The 17576-nt window shown below is 39.0% G+C and carries 15 protein-coding genes; 1 reads left to right on the plus strand and 14 read right to left on the minus strand.

All coding sequences use genetic code 11. The annotated features are described in order from the left end of the window. From A5844_RS02595 to rpsB, 14 genes are all read right to left on the minus strand, one after another. A partial coding sequence (locus A5844_RS02595; protein ID WP_179190522.1) for a translation initiation factor IF-2 N-terminal domain-containing protein occupies positions 1-439 on the minus strand: 439 nt, incomplete at its 3' end. A gap of 12 nt (positions 440-451) precedes the next feature. Beyond that, positions 452-763 carry a YlxQ-related RNA-binding protein gene (locus tag A5844_RS02600; RefSeq protein WP_086283645.1) on the minus strand — a complete coding sequence of 104 codons (312 nt, stop codon included), beginning with the start codon at positions 761-763 and terminating at the stop codon, positions 452-454. Continuing rightward, positions 760-1053, minus strand: coding sequence for an RNase P modulator RnpM (rnpM, locus tag A5844_RS02605; protein WP_086283647.1), 294 nt, complete (start codon positions 1051-1053; stop codon positions 760-762). Before rnpM ends, A5844_RS02600 begins: the two co-directional genes overlap by 4 nt. A gap of 24 nt (positions 1054-1077) precedes the next feature. Next, complete coding sequence (nusA, locus tag A5844_RS02610; protein WP_086283649.1) at positions 1078-2271, minus strand: transcription termination factor NusA; 1194 nt, start codon at positions 2269-2271, stop codon at positions 1078-1080. A gap of 21 nt (positions 2272-2292) precedes the next feature. Continuing rightward, entirely contained in the window at positions 2293-2766 is a 474-nt protein-coding gene (rimP, locus tag A5844_RS02615) for a ribosome maturation factor RimP (protein ID WP_086283651.1), read from the minus strand. A 349-nt stretch (positions 2767-3115) separates the two neighbouring features. Further along, complete coding sequence (locus A5844_RS02620; protein ID WP_086283653.1) at positions 3116-7468, minus strand: PolC-type DNA polymerase III; 4353 nt, start codon at positions 7466-7468, stop codon at positions 3116-3118. Between the two features lie 299 nt (positions 7469-7767). Further along, positions 7768-9477: a proline--tRNA ligase gene (locus A5844_RS02625; protein WP_086283655.1), complete on the minus strand. Its 1710-nt coding sequence runs from the start codon at positions 9475-9477 to the stop codon at positions 7768-7770. Positions 9478-9544: 67 nt separating this feature from the next. Continuing rightward, positions 9545-10813: an RIP metalloprotease RseP gene (gene rseP, locus A5844_RS02630; protein ID WP_086283657.1), complete on the minus strand. Its 1269-nt coding sequence runs from the start codon at positions 10811-10813 to the stop codon at positions 9545-9547. Between the two features lie 231 nt (positions 10814-11044). Then, positions 11045-11845 (minus strand): phosphatidate cytidylyltransferase, encoded by an 801-nt coding sequence (locus tag A5844_RS02635; RefSeq protein ID WP_086283660.1) that lies wholly within the window; start codon positions 11843-11845, stop codon positions 11045-11047. Next, the gene (uppS, locus tag A5844_RS02640) at positions 11842-12648 is read right to left on the minus strand and encodes an undecaprenyl pyrophosphate synthase (protein ID WP_086283662.1); all 807 of its coding nucleotides are present in this window, start codon (positions 12646-12648) and stop codon (positions 11842-11844) included. Before uppS ends, A5844_RS02635 begins: the two co-directional genes overlap by 4 nt. A gap of 187 nt (positions 12649-12835) precedes the next feature. Continuing rightward, a complete protein-coding gene (gene frr, locus A5844_RS02645) occupies positions 12836-13393 on the minus strand; it encodes a ribosome recycling factor (protein WP_086283663.1) in 558 nt (185 codons plus the stop codon). Between the two features lie 3 nt (positions 13394-13396). After that, positions 13397-14119 carry a UMP kinase gene (pyrH, locus tag A5844_RS02650; protein WP_086283665.1) on the minus strand — a complete coding sequence of 241 codons (723 nt, stop codon included), beginning with the start codon at positions 14117-14119 and terminating at the stop codon, positions 13397-13399. Between the two features lie 371 nt (positions 14120-14490). Beyond that, a complete protein-coding gene (gene tsf, locus A5844_RS02655; protein ID WP_086283667.1) occupies positions 14491-15372 on the minus strand; it encodes a translation elongation factor Ts in 882 nt (293 codons plus the stop codon). 96 nt (positions 15373-15468) lie between these two features. Beyond that, positions 15469-16251 carry a 30S ribosomal protein S2 gene (gene rpsB, locus A5844_RS02660; RefSeq protein WP_086283669.1) on the minus strand — a complete coding sequence of 261 codons (783 nt, stop codon included), beginning with the start codon at positions 16249-16251 and terminating at the stop codon, positions 15469-15471. Between the two features lie 387 nt (positions 16252-16638). Here rpsB and A5844_RS02665 point away from each other — a divergent pair, with 387 nt between their 5' ends. Next, on the plus strand, positions 16639-17118 hold the full coding sequence (locus A5844_RS02665) for an arginine repressor (RefSeq protein WP_086283671.1): 480 nt from the start codon (positions 16639-16641) through the stop codon (positions 17116-17118). Positions 17119-17576 lie beyond the last annotated feature (458 nt).

Below are 17576 nucleotides of genomic sequence, written 5' to 3' on the forward strand. Positions count from 1 at the left end.
TGCTTTGTGCAGTTCCTTGTCGATTTTGGTTACTTTGTGCAGTTCCTTGACGGTTTTGATTGTTTCCACCTGTCTGGTTACTTTTCCCTTGATTGGTTGGTTTATTCGTTGATTGGTTTTTTCCTTGATTCACTTGACCGCTCCCTTGACCGCGATCTTGATAGTTGCGGTTACTTTTATTTTTTTGTTGATTCATTTGTTCGTTTGTTTTCTTTTGTTCATTTGACAATTGTTCGGCTTGTTTTTGATTTGCTTTTGGTACTGGCTGTTTAGCTTGTTTTGGTCGTTTGAAGGCTTCTTGCAACTTCTTTTCATCGGTGGCAGTAATTGCACCCATATGATTTTTTACATTGATTCCGAGTTGCTGTGCTTGATCAACGACCTCTTTACTAGACTTGTCCCATTCTTTTGCTAGTTCATAAATTCGTTTATTCCCCATGCAATCACCTTCCTAACCTTCAATTAGCTCCTTGATCTTCCGCGCAAATCCGGCATCCAAAATACCAAATACTTTGCGTGGTCTTCCAATCATCTGAGTAATCTCTGCTTCAGAAAATAGCTCAAAACAAGGAACTTCATAGTACGAACTTTTATCTTTGATTTTCTTTCTGGTGTTCTCACTTGCATCATTAGCTACAAAAACGATTTTTGCCTTTTGTTTTCGTATCTCACCGATCGTCAACTCTTCACCGGTAATCATTTTACCTGCTCGCATCGCTAATCCAATAAGATTCATGGCTTTTTGCCGATTGATTGTACTCATTCGCCAAATAACTCTTTCCGAGCTTTTTGATGCGTCACGTAGTCGAGTAATTCTTGATAAAATTCATCTGTTAGCTTTGCTTCAAGTACACGGTCCAGGAGATGTTTATCCCAAGCTTGTTGTACTTCTTCCGGCTCAAGTGAGACATACGCTCCTCTTCCAGGCATTTTTCCTGTAGGATCAATCGAAACAACGCCTTCTTTTGAGCGAGTGATTCGAATCATCTCTTTTTTTGGCTTCATTTCACCTGAAACCACGGATTTGCGTAAAGGGATTTTCCTTTGTTTCATCTCTTTGCCTCCTTATGCTATCAGTTAAATTTCTTGATCACTGTCCGTATGATTTTCGTCGTTGAAAGCAATTGTTGCGTATTCATCATCTGTTAGATCAGATTGAATTATCGCTTCATCGTGGATCTCTTCGTCTACAATTTCTGCTTGCGCTTGTTTTTCCGCTTGTTTTTCATAATATTCAGCCATCTCTGATTCTGGTTTGATGTCAATCTTATGGTTCGTCAATTTTGCCGCTAAACGAGCATTTTGCCCACGTTTACCAATGGCTAATGACAATTGATAATCTGGCACGACGACCGTACAAGCTTTTGGATTCTTTTCATCAAAGATCACGTCTACTACTTGTGATGGGTTCAATGCATTGGCGATAAAGATTGCTGGATCTTCATCCCATTCCACAATATCCATGTTTTCGCCTTTTAATTCATTGACGATTGCTTGAACACGTTGGCCTTTTGGTCCTACACAAGTACCAACAGCATCAATGTTAGGATCGGTAGAACGTACAGCAACTTTGGAACGATCGCCTGCTTCTCTTGCAACACTGACGATTTCCACTAATCCATCGTAAACTTCTGGTACTTCTTGTTCAAATAAACGACGTAATAGATCTGGGTGGCTACGGCTAACAAAGACTTGTGGGCCTTTTGATGTATTTTCTACACGAGAAACATAAACTTTGATCCGATCATGTGGCTGGTAAAATTCATTTGGCATTTGATCTTGCTTCGATAAGACAGCTTCGATCTTGCCTAAATTGACATAGATATATCGTCTGTCTTGGCGTTCTACAATCCCTTGCATGATATCTTTTTCATACGCACTGAATTCATTGTAGATGATTGTTCTTTCCGCTTCACGTACACGTTGCAAGATCACTTGTTTTGCTGTTTGCGCAGCAATCCGACCAAAATCTTTTGGTGTCACTTCAAAACGGATCTTATCACCGATTTCGTAAGCTGGATTGATCAATAAAGCATCTTTCAAAGACACTTCTAATTGTGAGTCCATTACTTCTTCTGTCACTTCTTTTACTGCATAAACGTGGATTTTACCCTTTTTTTGGTCAAAATCAACTTCTACATTTTGTGCCTGACCATAATGGCGTTTGTATGCAGAAACTAACGCAGCTTCTAAAGCGTCGATCACGATTTCTTTTGAGATTCCTTTTTCAGCTTCTAAAGCATCTAACGCGTTCAACATTTCTTTACTCATTTTTCTGTTTCCTCTCCGTGATTAAAATTGGATTGCTAAGCGAGCTTTGGCAATATTCTTACGGTCAAAAACAATTTCTTTTTCCCGTGTCTTTATGCGTATCTTCAATGTAAGCTGTTCAGCATCGAATGATTGGAGAAATCCTTCATATTGTTTTTCTCCATCAACTGGTTGATATAAAGACACATGGATGTATTCTCCTCGTGCTTTTTCATAATCCGCCTCTTTTTTCAAAGGACGTTCTGCCCCTGGAGATGAAACTTCCAGAAAATAGGCTTGAGGTATTGGGTCAGGTTCTGCCGCATCAAGTTTTTCACTTAGTTTTTCACTGATAAACGCACATTCTTCAATGTCGATTCCGCCTTCTTTGTCAACAAACACTCGCAAAAACCAGTTTTTTCCTTCTTTGACAAATTCAATTTCTACTAGCTCAAAGTTTTGTTCTTCTAAGATCGGTGTCACCATTTGTGTGACTGTTTCAACGACGCTACTCAAAGATTTCGCCTCCTTAAAATTAGATCCGTAATTCCATTAAAAAGAGTGAGCGAAAATTCCGCTCACTCACAGTTAGTATCCTTACCATAAATAACTATAACATAAATCACATGAAATGACAAGCAGCTTGACTAATCAGCCATTCTATCAAAAAAAGGAAGCTAGGAAAAAACTAAGTTTCTCTTTTGGAACTTACTAACCATAGTTAAAAAAGTTGTTTTTTAAAGAAATAAAGCAAATCCTTTCTAAAAGATTTAGATAGTGATTTTCAAACTGCTTTCTTTTTTTATCAAGAAACATCTTCTTTAGACTCTTTTCACGCTTTATAAAAGGTAGGTGTTCTTCCTTTTTATAACATATCGAATAACGATAGTTGATTTTCATCTGGTAAGTCTTTCAACACACCGTTTTCATTCATATATTCAATCAGCGTTTTTGAGACTTTCCCTCGAGTCGCTAAATCTTCTTTTGATAGGAAAGGTCCGTCTTTTCTTGCTTCAACAATTTGCTTGGCAACGTTGGCTCCCAAACTTGGGACTGCTCGAAATGGTGCGATCAACGTATCTCCTTCGATCACGAAATTCACTGCGTCTGATTTGTACAAGTCGATCATGCCAAATTTCAAGTCTCGTTCCAGCATTTCATTTGCAAGTTCTAGAACTGTTAGTTGGTTTTTTTCTTTTACTGATGCATCCAACCCTTTGTCTGTGATTTCTTTCATCGCTTGTTTGACCGCATCTTTTCCTTTACACATAGCTACTAGATTAAAATCATCGGCTCGAACAGAGAAATAAGCACAGTAGTATAGGATCGGGAAGTACACTTTGAAATAAGCAACCCGCAATGCCATCAAAACATATGCTGCAGCATGGGCTTTTGGAAACATATATTTGATTTTTGAACAAGAGTCGATATACCAATCTGGGACATTGTTTTCTTTCATCGCTGTCAAGTACGTCTCTCTTAGTTCATCAGGGATTTTATTCCATAATCCCTTACGTACTGTTTCCATGATTTTGAAAGCCATCCCACTATCAAGTCCTGCATGGATCAAATACACCATGATATCATCACGACAACCGATTACTTCTGCTAGTGTCGCATCCCCACGCTTGATCAGTTCTTCTGCATTTCCCAACCATACATCCGTCCCATGGGAAAGTCCAGAAATCTGTAACAATTCAGCAAATGTCGTTGGATGGGTTTCTTCTAACATTCCTCGGACAAATCGAGTACCAAATTCTGGAATTCCTAGTGTGCCTGTTTTTGAATAGATCTGTTCTGGGCTCACATTCAATACTTCTGGACCAGAAAAGATCCGCATCACTTCAGGGTCATCTGTCGGGATCGTCTGTGGATCGATCCCAGATAAGTCTTGTAACATCCGGATAACTGTCGGATCATCATGACCCAAAATATCCAATTTCAAGACATTGTCGTGGATCGAGTGGAAATCAAAGTGGGTAGTTTTCCACTCTGAATTTTGATCATCTGCTGGATATTGGATCGGGGTAAAGTCATATACATCCATATAGTCTGGAATTACAATGATCCCCCCAGGATGCTGACCAGTTGTCCGTTTCACACCGGTCGCTCCTTTTGCCAAACGATCTACCTCCGCACTGCGAAATTGCAAGTTGTGATCTCGTTCATAGCCTTTCACAAAGCCATAAGCTGTCTTATCAGCAACCGTACCGATCGTTCCAGCTCGATAGACGTACTCTTCCCCGAAGAGTACTTTCGTGTAGTTATGAGCCTCTGCTTGATAATCTCCTGAGAAGTTCAAATCGATATCGGGTACTTTATCGCCATGGAAACCTAAGAATGTTTCAAAAGGAATGTCATGACCATCTTTCTTCAAGCGTGCGCCACATTTTGGACATTTCTTTTCAGGCATATCAAATCCAGAACCATAGGTACCATCTTCGTAAAATTCTGAGTACTGACACTCTGGGCAATAGTAATGAGGTGCTAGTGGATTAACCTCTGTGATCCCTGTCATGGTCGCTACAAAGCTTGATCCAACGGAACCACGGGAACCTACTAAGTAGCCATCTTCATTACTTTTATGCACCAGTTTTTGCGAGATCAAATAAATTACCGAGAACCCGTTTCCGTTAATGGAATCCAGTTCTTTTTTCAAACGTTTCTCAATAATATCCGGTAGTGGATCACCGTATAATTGTTTTGCTTTGGTGTAACTCAATTCGGTGATTTCTTCTTCGGATCCAGGAATCTTAGGTGTATATAACTCATCTTTGACCGGAATGACTTCTTCGCAAAGATCTGCGATTTTATTAGGATTTTCCACCACGATTTCTTTAGCTAGATCTGCCCCTAAGAAATTGAAGGCTGTCAGCATTTCATCAGTTGTACGGAAATGGACTTCAGGTAAGCTATGGCGGTTCAATGGGTTAGCTCCACCCATGGAGTTGACCAATATTTTGCGATAAATCGCATCTTCTTCATTGAGATAGTGGACATTCCCAGTAGCAACAACTGTTTTCCCTAATGAATGACCGATCTCTACCAAATTACGAATGATTTCTTCTAAGTCATGCTCATTTTTCACCAACTCTTGTTCAAGTAAAGGTGCATAGACTGCTTTTGGCATCACTTCGATATAATCATAAAATTTTGCTCGATTTCGTGCTTCTTCGCCCCCCTTTTGCATCATTGCTTCAAAAATCTCACCTTTATCACAGGCAGAACCAATCAAGAGATCCTGGCGAAGTTTTTTTAATTGAGAGCGTGGAATCCGAGGAACACGTTCAAAATATTCCACATTCGACATGGAAATCAATTTGAACAGATCTTTTAGCCCTGCTTGGTTTTTCGCTAATATCGTAACATGGAATGGTCGTGCTCGTTTATAGGAATCCCCTTCACCAATATGGGCATTTAATTGATCATGATAGAACATCTCATGGTTTTCCATCGCTTCTTTGATGAAGATCCAGGCTAAATGCCCTGTCGCTTCCGCATCATAGATGGCTCGGTGATGTTGCTCTAAACTGACCCCAAATTTTTTCGAAAGAACACCTAACCCAAAACGCTTGAATTGTGGATAAAGGTAACGTGCTAACTCCAACGTATCGATTACCGGATTGCTTGCTTCGGCAATTCCGTACTTAGCATAACTCGTATTCAAGAACCCCATATCAAAAGCGGCATTATGGGCAACTAGGATCGAATCTTTTGAGAATTCCAAGAATAAGCGTAATACTTCTTCTTCGGATTTGGACCCACGGACCATTTCATCAGTAATCCCTGTCAAATCGATTGTTGTACGAGACAGTGGATGACCAGGATCAATAAATTCATCAAAGCTTTCGATCACATTTCCTTTGTACATTTTTACAGCAGCTAATTCAATGATGGTATCATAGACTGCCGATAAACCAGTTGTTTCCACGTCAAATACAACATAAGTGCCTTCACTTAAAGATTCATGAGCATCATTATAGGCAATCGGTACACCATCATCGACAACATTTGCTTCTACCCCATAAAGAATTTTCACACCCGCTTTTTTTCCTGCACTATGGGCTTCAGGGAATGCTTGGGCCCCACCATGATCTGTGATGGCAATCGCCTTGTGTCCCCATTTACCTGCTTGTGCAACAAGATCGGAAATACTGTTTGTGGCATCCATCGTACTCATATTACTATGGACATGAAGCTCCACACGTTTTTCCCCTTCAGGTGCATAGTCCTTACGTGGCGCATGTTTCACTTCCAAGATATCTTGCGCATTCATTACTAAATCACGGACAAAGGTATCTTCTTGGACACTTCCCCGTACTTTTAACCAGCTTCCAACACTAATGGCTTCGAATATCTGCTCATCTTTTTCATTGTTGGAAAACTTTTTGACAATAAAAGAAGACGTATAGTCAGTGATCTTTAATGTTAAAATCTTACGTTTTGAACGCAATTCACGGACTTCTTTATCAAAGACATATCCTTCGATCGCTACTCGTCTCTCTTCTTCAACGATATTGATCATTGGGGTGATCGGTTCATCTGTTGGGATATTTCTTCCTAATTGAATTGGACCGTCAAGCGCTGGCATTTGTTCTTTCCGTTCTTTTTTCTTTTGTTCGTGGACGATCAGACTTTCAGCCGCTTGTTTCATAAAAGCTTCCGCTTGTTCTTGTCTTCGTTCTTCAAAAAGTTTCAACACGCGTTCTGCCTGTTGTTTATCAACTTCCGGCTCGATCCGAAACTTTGGAAATCCATAGCTGACAAACAGTTGTTCTACCAAAGGCAGATACTGTTGTTTTAAATAAGAAAGTGCGCCCTCGCCATCTACTGGCAAGATAATTTTATGGTCTTTGATGATCGGTACTTGCGTCTTTAACGCATTTTGGACCAAAGGCGTATCACATTGCTGACTCTCTAATGCTTGTTTCCAATACGCTTGCAATAACTCTTCATCAAACGTTTGATCATCTGCTTGAACTTTGACCTTCACTTCTGCAATATCTTTAAAAGCCAGCATGAGTTGTTGCAAGAATGAACGGTAAAGCATAATCGGTAAGATTCCAGGAAAATGCAATGTAAATTCCCATAAACGTGACTTCCGATGAACAATCACCTGTTCCATCTCACCAGCTGTAAAAAGCGGATGTGCTTTTTCTGCTTCATCTAATTGGATTTGCTCCAATAACTTTTCGAATAACTCTCGTTTTTCCGACAAAAATACACGCCCTTTCTGTCAAGATCAGAAAACATCCACTCCTGACCCTTTCTTTTTTTCCAGTACTAACTAGTATACCCCTTTTTAGCAAATTTTTCATTAAGAGGTTGTGAGAGAAGGCTTTCAACCTGAGTGTAAGACCAAATAAAATCTTCTGTTTTTTTAAATTCTATTAATTATTTCAACAGATTCCCTTCTCCTTTTACTCTTACCGATAAATCTCATACTACATTGGGCTTCTTACTGAAAATGAAAAAGTCGCTGCCCACTCGTTAGAATGGGTACGACTTTCTTCCTTTTTATTCACCTTGGTTTAATAAGATCGGTAACGTATTGATCAATTCCTCTTTACGTACTTCCACCATTTCACCAGTTTTTTTGATTTTTACTTCGACGATTCCATCCACCGCTTTTTTACCAACTGTGATGCGGATCGGACAACCGATCAAATCAGAATCAGCAAATTTTACACCGGCACGCTCATTACGATCGTCCACTAACACTTGATAACCTGCTTCAGTCATCGCTTTTTCAACTTCATTGGTCAAGTTGGTTTGGAATTCATCTTTTAAATTCATTTGAACGACATGTAAGTCAAATGGTGCAATACCTTTTGGCCAGTTGATGCCATTCTCATCTGAATTTTGTTCCACGATTGCTGAAAGCAAACGGCTGACACCGATTCCGTAGCAACCCATGATAACAAACTTCTCACGACCATTTTCGTCTAAGACAGTCGCTCCCATTGATTCACTATAGCGTGTACCAAGTTTGAAGATATGACCGATTTCAATTCCTCTTGTGAAGGCTAGAACCCCATTGTTATCAGGTGAAGGATCTCCTTCTTGGACAAAACGAAGATCTTCATAAGAAAGAACCGAGAAATCTCGTTCAGGATTGACATTGATATAGTGATAACCCGTTTCATTCGCTCCGGTGATCGCATTTGCCAAGTCTTGGACATGACGGTCAGCATAGACTTTTACTTCTTCAGAAACACCGATCGGACCAACAGAACCAAAATCAGCTCCCAAATAACGTTTTGCTTCTTCTTCAGTGGCTTCTTCCAAGAAATCAGCTTCTAAAAAGTTCTTCAATTTCACGTCATTTACTTCATGATCGCCTCGCACTAGAACAAGAACAGGTTGATCATCAGCAGTAAACAAGACAGACTTGATGATTTTTTGTGGTTGGACATCAAAGAACCCAGCAACTTCTTCGATCGTTTTAACATCAGGTGTGGCTTTTTTCTCTAATTCCAACTGTGTTTCATGAGATTTTTTCGAAACATAATAACTCGTTGCCATTTCTAAATTAGCGGCGTAATCACTTTCAGTAGAATAACAGATCGTGTCTTCACCAATCTCAGAGATCGCCATAAATTCTTTGGAGTCTTTCCCACCCATCGCTCCACCATCACCGATGATCGCTCGGAATTCTAATCCGCAACGCTTAAAGATCTCTGTATAAGCTTTTTCATAATCTTTGTAGGTTTCATCCAAACTTTCTTGAGAAGCATGGAAAGAATAAGCATCTTTCATAATGAATTCACGACCACGTAACAATCCAAAACGAGGACGTTTTTCGTCACGATACTTCGATTGGATCTGGTATAGATTCAAAGGAAGTTTTTTGTATGAATTGATTTCATCACGGATCAGTTCCGTAAATGTTTCTTCATGTGTTGGTCCTAAGATCATCTTACGGTCATTGCGGTCTTTGAAACGGTAAAGGTTCGGACCATATGTTTCATAACGTCCAGACTCTTCCCATAATTCTGCAGGTAAAATAGCTGGCATCAGCATTTCAACCGCACCGATTTTTTCAAATTCTTCACGCATGATCGTTTTTAATTTTTCCAATACCCGATTGGCTAGTGGTAAATAAGAGTAGATCCCCGCTGATACTTGGCGGATATAACCCGCTCTTAATAAGATTTGATGACTTAATACTTCCGCATCATTCGGAACCTCTCTTAGTGTAGGGATCAACATCTTTGATTGTCTCATTCTATATTTACTCCTTTATTCCTCAATTAATCTATCGCTAGTAATTATACCCTATATGTCAACTTGTTTAGAAAAAGAACCGTTGGATATCATTCCATGTGACAAGCACCATCAATAGCATCAAAAAGCCAAAACCTACTAAGGTCAGAATGCCTTCTTTTTCTTGACTGATCGGTTTTCCACGAATTCCTTCGATGACATTCAATACCAACTTCCCACCATCTAATGCAGGGATCGGTAGTAAATTGACGATTCCTAGATTCATTGACAATAATGCCATTAAACTGATCACCGTCACAATACCTTGATTGGCTGCTTCAGAAGAAAGCTGGAACATCATGACTGGACCACCAAGCTTGTCTAAGCTGAACCCTGTAAATAAAGACCCTAAAGCTTTGAAAATTTCCAGAGAACTACTGAATGCCCGTTGTGTACCGCCCACGATTTTATCAACAAAACCTGTTTTCATCGGTGCTTGGATCCCAAGTTGTCCAATTTTTTCTCCATTTGCATCAACTGTTTTCGGTGTCACTTCAATACTAGAAATCTGATCATTACGCTTCACTTCAAAATCCAGTTCTTTTCCAGGGTTTTCTGTGATAACAGCTGTCAGATCATTCCATGAATGGATTTTTTTCCCATCTACACTGATGATTTGATCATTTTCTTTCAAGCCAGCTGTTGCTGCCGCCCCATCTGGTAACACCATGCCGATTTGATTCGTATCTGTTACTTGTACACCGCCTTGCATAAATGCTAAGACAATAAACAAAAGAATCGCTAAAATAAAATTGTTCATCGGACCAGCAAAATTTGTCAACATCCGTTGCCATAACTTAGCCGATTGGAATTGGACATCCCTTGGGGCAATTCTTAACTCCGTACCATCTGCTTCGATGATTGAAGCATCATGATCAACAGGATACGTGACTTCTTGTGTTTCGTCACCGTTTACAAATCCTGTGATCGTCAACGCATCTTCCAAATCGTAGCGGATCAATTCCACCGGGACTCCGTTTGCTAATTGGATCTTTTTGCTCAAATTGATTTTCTTTACGACACCTTTAGAATCTAGCAAGAGAGACAGTGGCATTCCTGGAGCCATGTCTGTCTCATCTTCTCCATTTCCAGCCATCCTTACATATCCACCGACTGGTAGTAAACGCAATGTATACGTTGTTCCGTCTTTTGCTTGGTGCCCGTAGATCTTCGGCCCCATTCCAATAGCAAATTCACGAACTAGAATTCCCGAACGTTTCGCAAAGAAGAAGTGTCCAAATTCATGAACAATCACTAAAATACCAAAAACAATAATAAACGTTATAATTGTTCTCATCGCTTTCTCCTTTACATTTTTTTCACCTAGTTATTTCAATTTTCAATTATAGTTAATAAAACACTTTAATCTTACCACATTCTGACCACTTCACCAATAGGCTGTATCACAAAAAAATCCATGGTATTGAACGATCCGATGAACCAGCTAAATTTATCAGTGATTCTTTCACCAGGTAAAATCATTAAGATTTTTAGGTTATTTTCGGATGTTTATACCACGGATCAATCGTTAAATCAGTCCAAACAAGTGCATCATTGGAAAGACGAAAAGCAAGCTATCAAAACGATCCAAAATGCCGCCATGCCCGGGAAGAATGTTTCCTGAATCTTTCACGTCATAGTGTCGTTTGATTGCAGACTCTACTAAATCGCCGAATTGTCCCACAATTGATAAGACGATTGTGAACAACAACATCACGAACAAGCCATGTCCAAACAATTCTTGTGACGGATATAAGAGGAAATAAAGCAAAGCAACAATTAATGCACTTCCAATCCCTCCTAATGCTCCTTCAATCGTTTTATTCGGTGAGATCTCTGGCCAAAGTTTACGTTGCCCATACTTTCTACCAACGAGATAGGCGCCAATGTCTGTGGCCCAGACAATGAACAGTCCAAAAATCAAAATCGGGATTCCCTCTGTACGAGCGGTGACAAAATTTTGGAACCCAAATCCAACATATAAACTCGTGATAACTGGAAAACCTGCTTCATCGATCGTATACATATTTTTTGAAAAGACAGAAGTTCCTAATAAAATCATCACGACTAGATAAAAGAGCATAAAGTTGCTTGTTCCTTCTGGTAAAAAGAAAAACCAACGTTCTTTCGGCAACACCAAAAATACTGCGCCTATGGCTGACAATACACCTTCAAAACTTAATAATGTCAGTCCTTTCATACGAAACAATTCATATACACCAATAACAGCTAAGACAGCTGCGACTAACTCAAGAGCAATACCACCGATCCAAATAACTGGAATAAACAATGCGAGGGCGATTGCCGCTGTAATTACACGTTGTCTCATGATTCTTCTCCTTTTTCTACACTTTTGACGCCACCAAACCGACGATCTCTATTTTGATAGGAAGCAATCGCTTCTTCTAAATGTGTTCCATCGAAATCCGGCCATAATGCTTTGGTAAAATATAGCTCACTATAAGCAATTTGCCATAACAAAAAGTTACTGATCCGCTCTTCTCCACTCGTGCGGATCACTAATTCAGGATCACGTAATTCCTGAGGTAAAAAACCTGTCATCAAATGATCTGCAAATAATGTTTCATCGATTTGCTCAATTGTGAGTTGTTCCTCTTTGATTTTTTCTCCGATGGCTTGGACAGCTGTAATGATTTCTGCGCGACTGCCATAGTTCAAAGCAAAGTTCAAAATCATACCAGTATTGTCTTTCGTTTGTTCTATTGCACGAAAAACCGCATCTTGCGTGTGCTTCGGTAAAAGATCTTCGTAGCCCATTACCTGTACTTTGACATTTTCTTTAATCAACTCTGGCACAAAGGTATCAAAAAAATCGACAGGCAATTGCATGAGAAAATTCACTTCGTCTTTTGGTCGCTTCCAATTTTCTGTAGAGAAAGCATATAGGGTCAATACTTTCACCCCTAACCTAGAAGCTTTCTTTGTGACTTTTTTGACCGTTTCCATTCCTTCTTTGTGGCCTGCTACGCGAGGCAGACGACGGTTTTGAGCCCAACGGCCATTACCATCCATAATGATCGCCACATGTTGTGGAATCGCTCCTTCAGCGTTAAATTGGAACTCACTTTTTTCTTGAATATATTTGTTTTTTTGCGGAAAAAAACGTAACATTCTTTTTCCTCCTATACTAAAAAAATTGCAGTTATCTTTAGTATTATAGCAATATCTTCGCTTATTTCCTATGGTCAACCTCTGTTTTTATGTAAATTCAATAGTTTTTTTATAATTTCTTCTTAGTTATTGAAAAAAACAGGACCCAGTATTCACTACCAGACTCCTGTTTTTTTCCGTTTGCTATTTATACTTCAAGTAATTCTTTTTCTTTTTCAGCGGCGATTCGATCCACTTCTTTGATGCTGTTGTCTGTCAAAGTTTGCACTTCTTTTTCTAGACCACGTAAGTCATCTTCTGTGATATCCCCATTTTTTTGTTGTTTTTTATACTCATCAATTGCATCACGACGAATATTACGCACAGCGATTTTCGCATTTTCTGCTTCTTTTTTCACATCTTTTGCCAATTCTTTCCGGCGTTCTTCTGTTAATTGTGGGATCACTAAGCGGATCACATTTCCGTCGTTGGTTGGGCTGATGCCGATATCACTAGCCATGATCGATTTTTCGATATCTTGAAGGATACTTTTATCAAATGGCGTGATCATCAGTATTCTAGCTTCTGGGATTTGAATAGAAGCTAGTTGATTTAGCGGTGTTGGTGCACCGTAATAATTTACAGTGATTCGATCCAATAAGCTTGCATTCGCGCGACCTGCACGGATTTGTCCAAGTTCACGTTGTAGATTTTGAGCTGCTTTTTGCATTTTTTCTTTTGCTTCTGTCATAATTGCATCTGCCATTGTTTATTTCCCCCTTACGGTTGTTCCAATATTTTCACCTAGAATTGCGCGACGAATATTGCCATGTTCATTTAAATTGAAGACAAGTAATGGAATATCATTATCCATACTTAATGAACTTGCTGTTGAGTCCATCACTTGCAATCCTTTAGCGATGACTTCCATGTGTGTCAATTCCTCAAACTTCACTGCATTTGAATCTAGTTTTGGATCAGCTGAATAAACACCGTCAACATTGTTCTTAGCCATCAAAATAACATCTGCACCGATTTCTGCGGCACGTAAAGCAGCTGTTGTATCTGTAGAAAAATAAGGATTTCCAGTACCGCCAGCAAAAATGACGATCCGACCTTTTTCTAAGTGACGTTCAGCTTTGCGACGAATGTATGGTTCTGCGATTTGACGCATTTCAATCGATGTTTGGACACGTGTAGGTACCCCAACGTTTTCCAAGGTATCTTGCAAGGCTAAAGCATTCATTACGGTTGCTAACATCCCCATATAATCTGCTTGTGCTCTTTCCATGCCCATTTGAGCACCAATTTGTCCACGCCAGATATTTCCGCCGCCGACAACAATGGCCATCTCAACACCTAACTCGTGGACTTCTTTGATTTCCTGGATAATTTCTTTAATGACCGGTGGTTTAATCCCGAATCCTTCATTTCCAGCTAAAGCCTCTCCACTTAATTTTAAGACGACACGCTGATATTTTGGTGTGACCATGCTCATTCCTCCAATATTTTCTATTGACATTTTACCATATCCAAATCATTTAGGCACGAAAAGGTGAATATTCCTTGCTTCTTTGCCCTAAAAAAAAGGAGACGTGACATAAGTCATTCCCCTCATTTGTAAAACCGATAAATGGTGTAAAAAAGCCAAAATCATAAAAATACGAACCAGTATAAAAAATAGAGTCCTATTTTCTCGACAATTTCTATCGCTGAAACTTGATCGCTTTTTATCACTTTCTTGTGTCCTTCAATTAATGTGAGACGAGCAAAACGCACTCGAAGTATTGAAAACTGAAAAATAAACGAATCAGTTTTTCAATCTTCGAGTTTGCTTTTACTCTGATGTCACTTGAAATTGAATTATTTTTTCACTTGGCTCATTACTTCTTCAACAAAGTTATCTTCGCGTTTTTCGATACCTTCGCCGACTTCAAAACGAACAAAAGTTTTCACAGTTGCCCCTTTAGAAGCTACATATTTTTCAACAGTCATATCAGGATCTTTAACAAATGGTTGGTCAACCAATGCGATCTCAGCTTTGAATTTCTTCAAGCGTCCTTCAACCATTTTTTCTACGATATTTGCTGGTTTACCTTCGTTCAATGCTTGTTCAGTTAGAACTGTTTTTTCATGTTCTAATTCTGCTTCTGGAATTTGAGATTCATTTACATAACGAGGGTTGATCGCAGCAACGTGCATTGCAACGTCTCTTGCTACTGCTTCATCAGTTGTACCTTCTAAAACAGCTAAAACAGCGATACGTCCACCCATGTGTAGGTATCCGCCAAACGCAGCATTGTCTTCTTTTTCTACTACTTCAAAACGACGGAAGCTGATTTTTTCACCGATTACTTGAGTTGCTTCGATTAGATCAGATTCGATTGTTCCTTTTGAAGTTTTGATTTTCATTGCTTCGTCCATGTCAGCTGGTTTGTTTTCAGCAACAAGTTCAGCGATTTCTTTTACTAAATCTTGGAACATTTCATTTTTTGAAACAAAGTCAGTTTCAGAGTTTACTTCAACGATTGCAGCTGTATTTCCTTTCACTGCAACTGAAGCAAGACCTTCAGCGGCAATACGATCATTTTTCTTCGCAGCTTTTGCCATTCCTTTTTCACGTAAAAGATCCACTGCTTTTTCAATGTTGCCTTCTACTTCAACCAATGCTTTTTTTGCATCCATCATTCCTACGCCTGTCATATCGCGTAGTTCTTTTACCATTTTAGCTGTAATATCTGCCATTTTTACTTCCCCCTAATTATTTTCTTTAAAAAAAGCTGTTTCAAAGGAGAGTGAGGCTTGTCGCCTAGCCTTTGAAACAGCTCCATCATTTAAAAATTATTCTGCTGAAGAGTTGTCGCCTTCAACAACATCTACGATTTCTTCGATTGATGTTGCAGTGTTTTCTGCTGAAAAATCTTCTTCAACTACTTGATCTTCCCCTTGATTTCCTTCGATGAAAGCATCAGCCATTTTTGAAGTGATCAATTTAACGGCACGGATTGCGTCGTCATTTGATGGGATAACTACGTCGATTTCATCTGGATCGCAGTTTGTATCAACCATTGCTACGATTGGGATATTTAATTTGTGTGCTTCTTGAACGGCAATACGTTCTTTACGAGGGTCCACGATGTACATTACATCTGGAATTCTTGGCATATCAGCGATACCGCCTAAGAATTTTTCAAGACGTTCACGTTGTTTGTTTAGACCTGCAACTTCTTTTTTAGGTAGAACATCAAATGTTCCATCTTCTTCCATTGCATTGATTTGTTTCAAACGTGCAATACGTTTTTGGATTGTATCCCAGTTTGTTAATGTTCCACCTAACCAACGGTGGTTAACAAAGTATTGTCCAGCACGTGTTGCTTCGTCTTTGATTGCTTCTTGTGCTTGTTTTTTCGTACCTACGAATAAAGCAACGCCGCCTTCTTCTGCTACGCTCTTCATGTAATCGTAAGCTGCATCTACTAATTTAACTGTTTTTTGTAAGTCAATAATGTAGATTCCGTTTCTTTCTGTGAAGATATATTTCTTCATTTTTGGGTTCCAGCGACGAGTTTGGTGACCAAAATGTACGCCGGCTTCTAGTAATTGTTTCATTGAAATTACTGCCATGTTTGTTTCCTCCGATTTGGTTTTATTTTTCCCTCTTCTTGTCTTCCAACTCGCCAGCCTACTTTTTCAAGCACCGACTAACGATCCAACAAGAATGTGGATTTATTGAACAAAACAAGTAACACTCTCAGATTGAAAGTACTTTTATGCTCAACATTCATTAGTTTAACTGATAGACAAGTAAATTTCAAGAAAAAGTATCAACTTCTCTTTTTTTTCTACATTTCTATCTTTTTTTGTCTACTTTTCTATTATAATAAATAACAAATACGACAATATTTCATGCTAATAAAACAATAATACCAGTTATTAAATGTAAAATAGTTATGGGCAAGGTCTCTTTTTTTTGTTATGATACATGTGAAAACTTTCGTAAAGGAGAATAGCATGCGTAAAGCCGAGCGACATCTATTGATCAAACAAGTGATTGAAGAATTTACGATCCGGACTCAAGAAGAATTATTAAACAAGTTAAAAGACTATGAAGTAAGCGCTACACAAGCAACCATTTCCAGAGATATCCGAGATTTAAAAATCGTGAAAGCACCTGACGAATCTGGTGTTTCCCGTTTCGTTCTTTTTCATGAAGCAGAAGAAACAGAGGTCAAAAGTGAAGATGAACAACGCTTGATCCAAATGATCGAAGATATTGTTTTAAAAGTCGAACGGGTTCATTTCTTGACTATCGTGCATACGATTCCAGATAATGCCCAATTGTTCGCCGCTGTTTTAGATGAGATCAAACCGCCTAATATCGTCAGCACAATAGCCGGATTTGATACGATAGTCATTATTTCTAAAGACGATGAAGAAGCCCGTTTAGTTGAAAACTTCTTGCATCACCCAACTGAAGCAACGATTTTTTAAGAACAAGGAAAAAGCCAATCACAACAAAAAGGGGCTGGGGCAGAAGCGTTTAACTCCGAGAAATAAGTCGAAATTCACGAAAATTGCTTTTCAAATTTTTGTGAATTTCGGCTTATTTCCTAAAGAGTTGCTTCTGCTCTTGCCGTTTATATGTATTTAGAGCGTGGAACAAAAGTAAATAATGCATTTATTCCACGCTTATTTTCTTTTTTATAAAGTACACTAAAAAATGAGTTCAGCATAATCTATAAGTTTCAGCATGCAAGCTTATAAAATCAAGGCCTTGAGAATTGTTTTTCTCAAGGCCTTGATTTTATAATTGGAACTAGAACTTTCCTCTGGATCATGATACTCGGTGCTCCATCAGCTGCCCTTCAGCAATAAGGCAGAATCTCAAAAAATATGGAAAGCTATTTTCCCATCTTTCAATTACTGCTCGTATCTAGAACTTTCCTCTT

This window comes from Candidatus Enterococcus wittei (assembly GCF_002140175.1).
GTDB classification, from domain to species: domain Bacteria; phylum Bacillota; class Bacilli; order Lactobacillales; family Enterococcaceae; genus Enterococcus_B; species Enterococcus_B wittei.

What these genes read in the sequence shown, in the direction of transcription:
- A5844_RS02600 (WP_086283645.1), bottom strand. Translation starts at nt 763, where the DNA reads ATGAGTACAATCAATCGGCAAAAAGCCATGAATCTTATTGGATTAGCG.
- rnpM (WP_086283647.1), bottom strand. Translation starts at nt 1,053, where the DNA reads ATGAAACAAAGGAAAATCCCTTTACGCAAATCCGTGGTTTCAGGTGAA.
- nusA (WP_086283649.1), bottom strand. Translation starts at nt 2,271, where the DNA reads ATGAGTAAAGAAATGTTGAACGCGTTAGATGCTTTAGAAGCTGAAAAA.
- A5844_RS02625 (WP_086283655.1), bottom strand. Translation starts at nt 9,477, where the DNA reads ATGAGACAATCAAAGATGTTGATCCCTACACTAAGAGAGGTTCCGAAT.
- rseP (WP_086283657.1), bottom strand. Translation starts at nt 10,813, where the DNA reads ATGAGAACAATTATAACGTTTATTATTGTTTTTGGTATTTTAGTGATT.
- A5844_RS02635 (WP_086283660.1), bottom strand. Translation starts at nt 11,845, where the DNA reads ATGAGACAACGTGTAATTACAGCGGCAATCGCCCTCGCATTGTTTATT.
- uppS (WP_086283662.1), bottom strand. Translation starts at nt 12,648, where the DNA reads ATGTTACGTTTTTTTCCGCAAAAAAACAAATATATTCAAGAAAAAAGT.
- frr (WP_086283663.1), bottom strand. Translation starts at nt 13,393, where the DNA reads ATGGCAGATGCAATTATGACAGAAGCAAAAGAAAAAATGCAAAAAGCA.
- pyrH (WP_086283665.1), bottom strand. Translation starts at nt 14,119, where the DNA reads ATGGTCACACCAAAATATCAGCGTGTCGTCTTAAAATTAAGTGGAGAG.
- tsf (WP_086283667.1), bottom strand. Translation starts at nt 15,372, where the DNA reads ATGGCAGATATTACAGCTAAAATGGTAAAAGAACTACGCGATATGACA.
- rpsB (WP_086283669.1), bottom strand. Translation starts at nt 16,251, where the DNA reads ATGGCAGTAATTTCAATGAAACAATTACTAGAAGCCGGCGTACATTTT.
- A5844_RS02665 (WP_086283671.1), top strand. Translation starts at nt 16,639, where the DNA reads ATGCGTAAAGCCGAGCGACATCTATTGATCAAACAAGTGATTGAAGAA.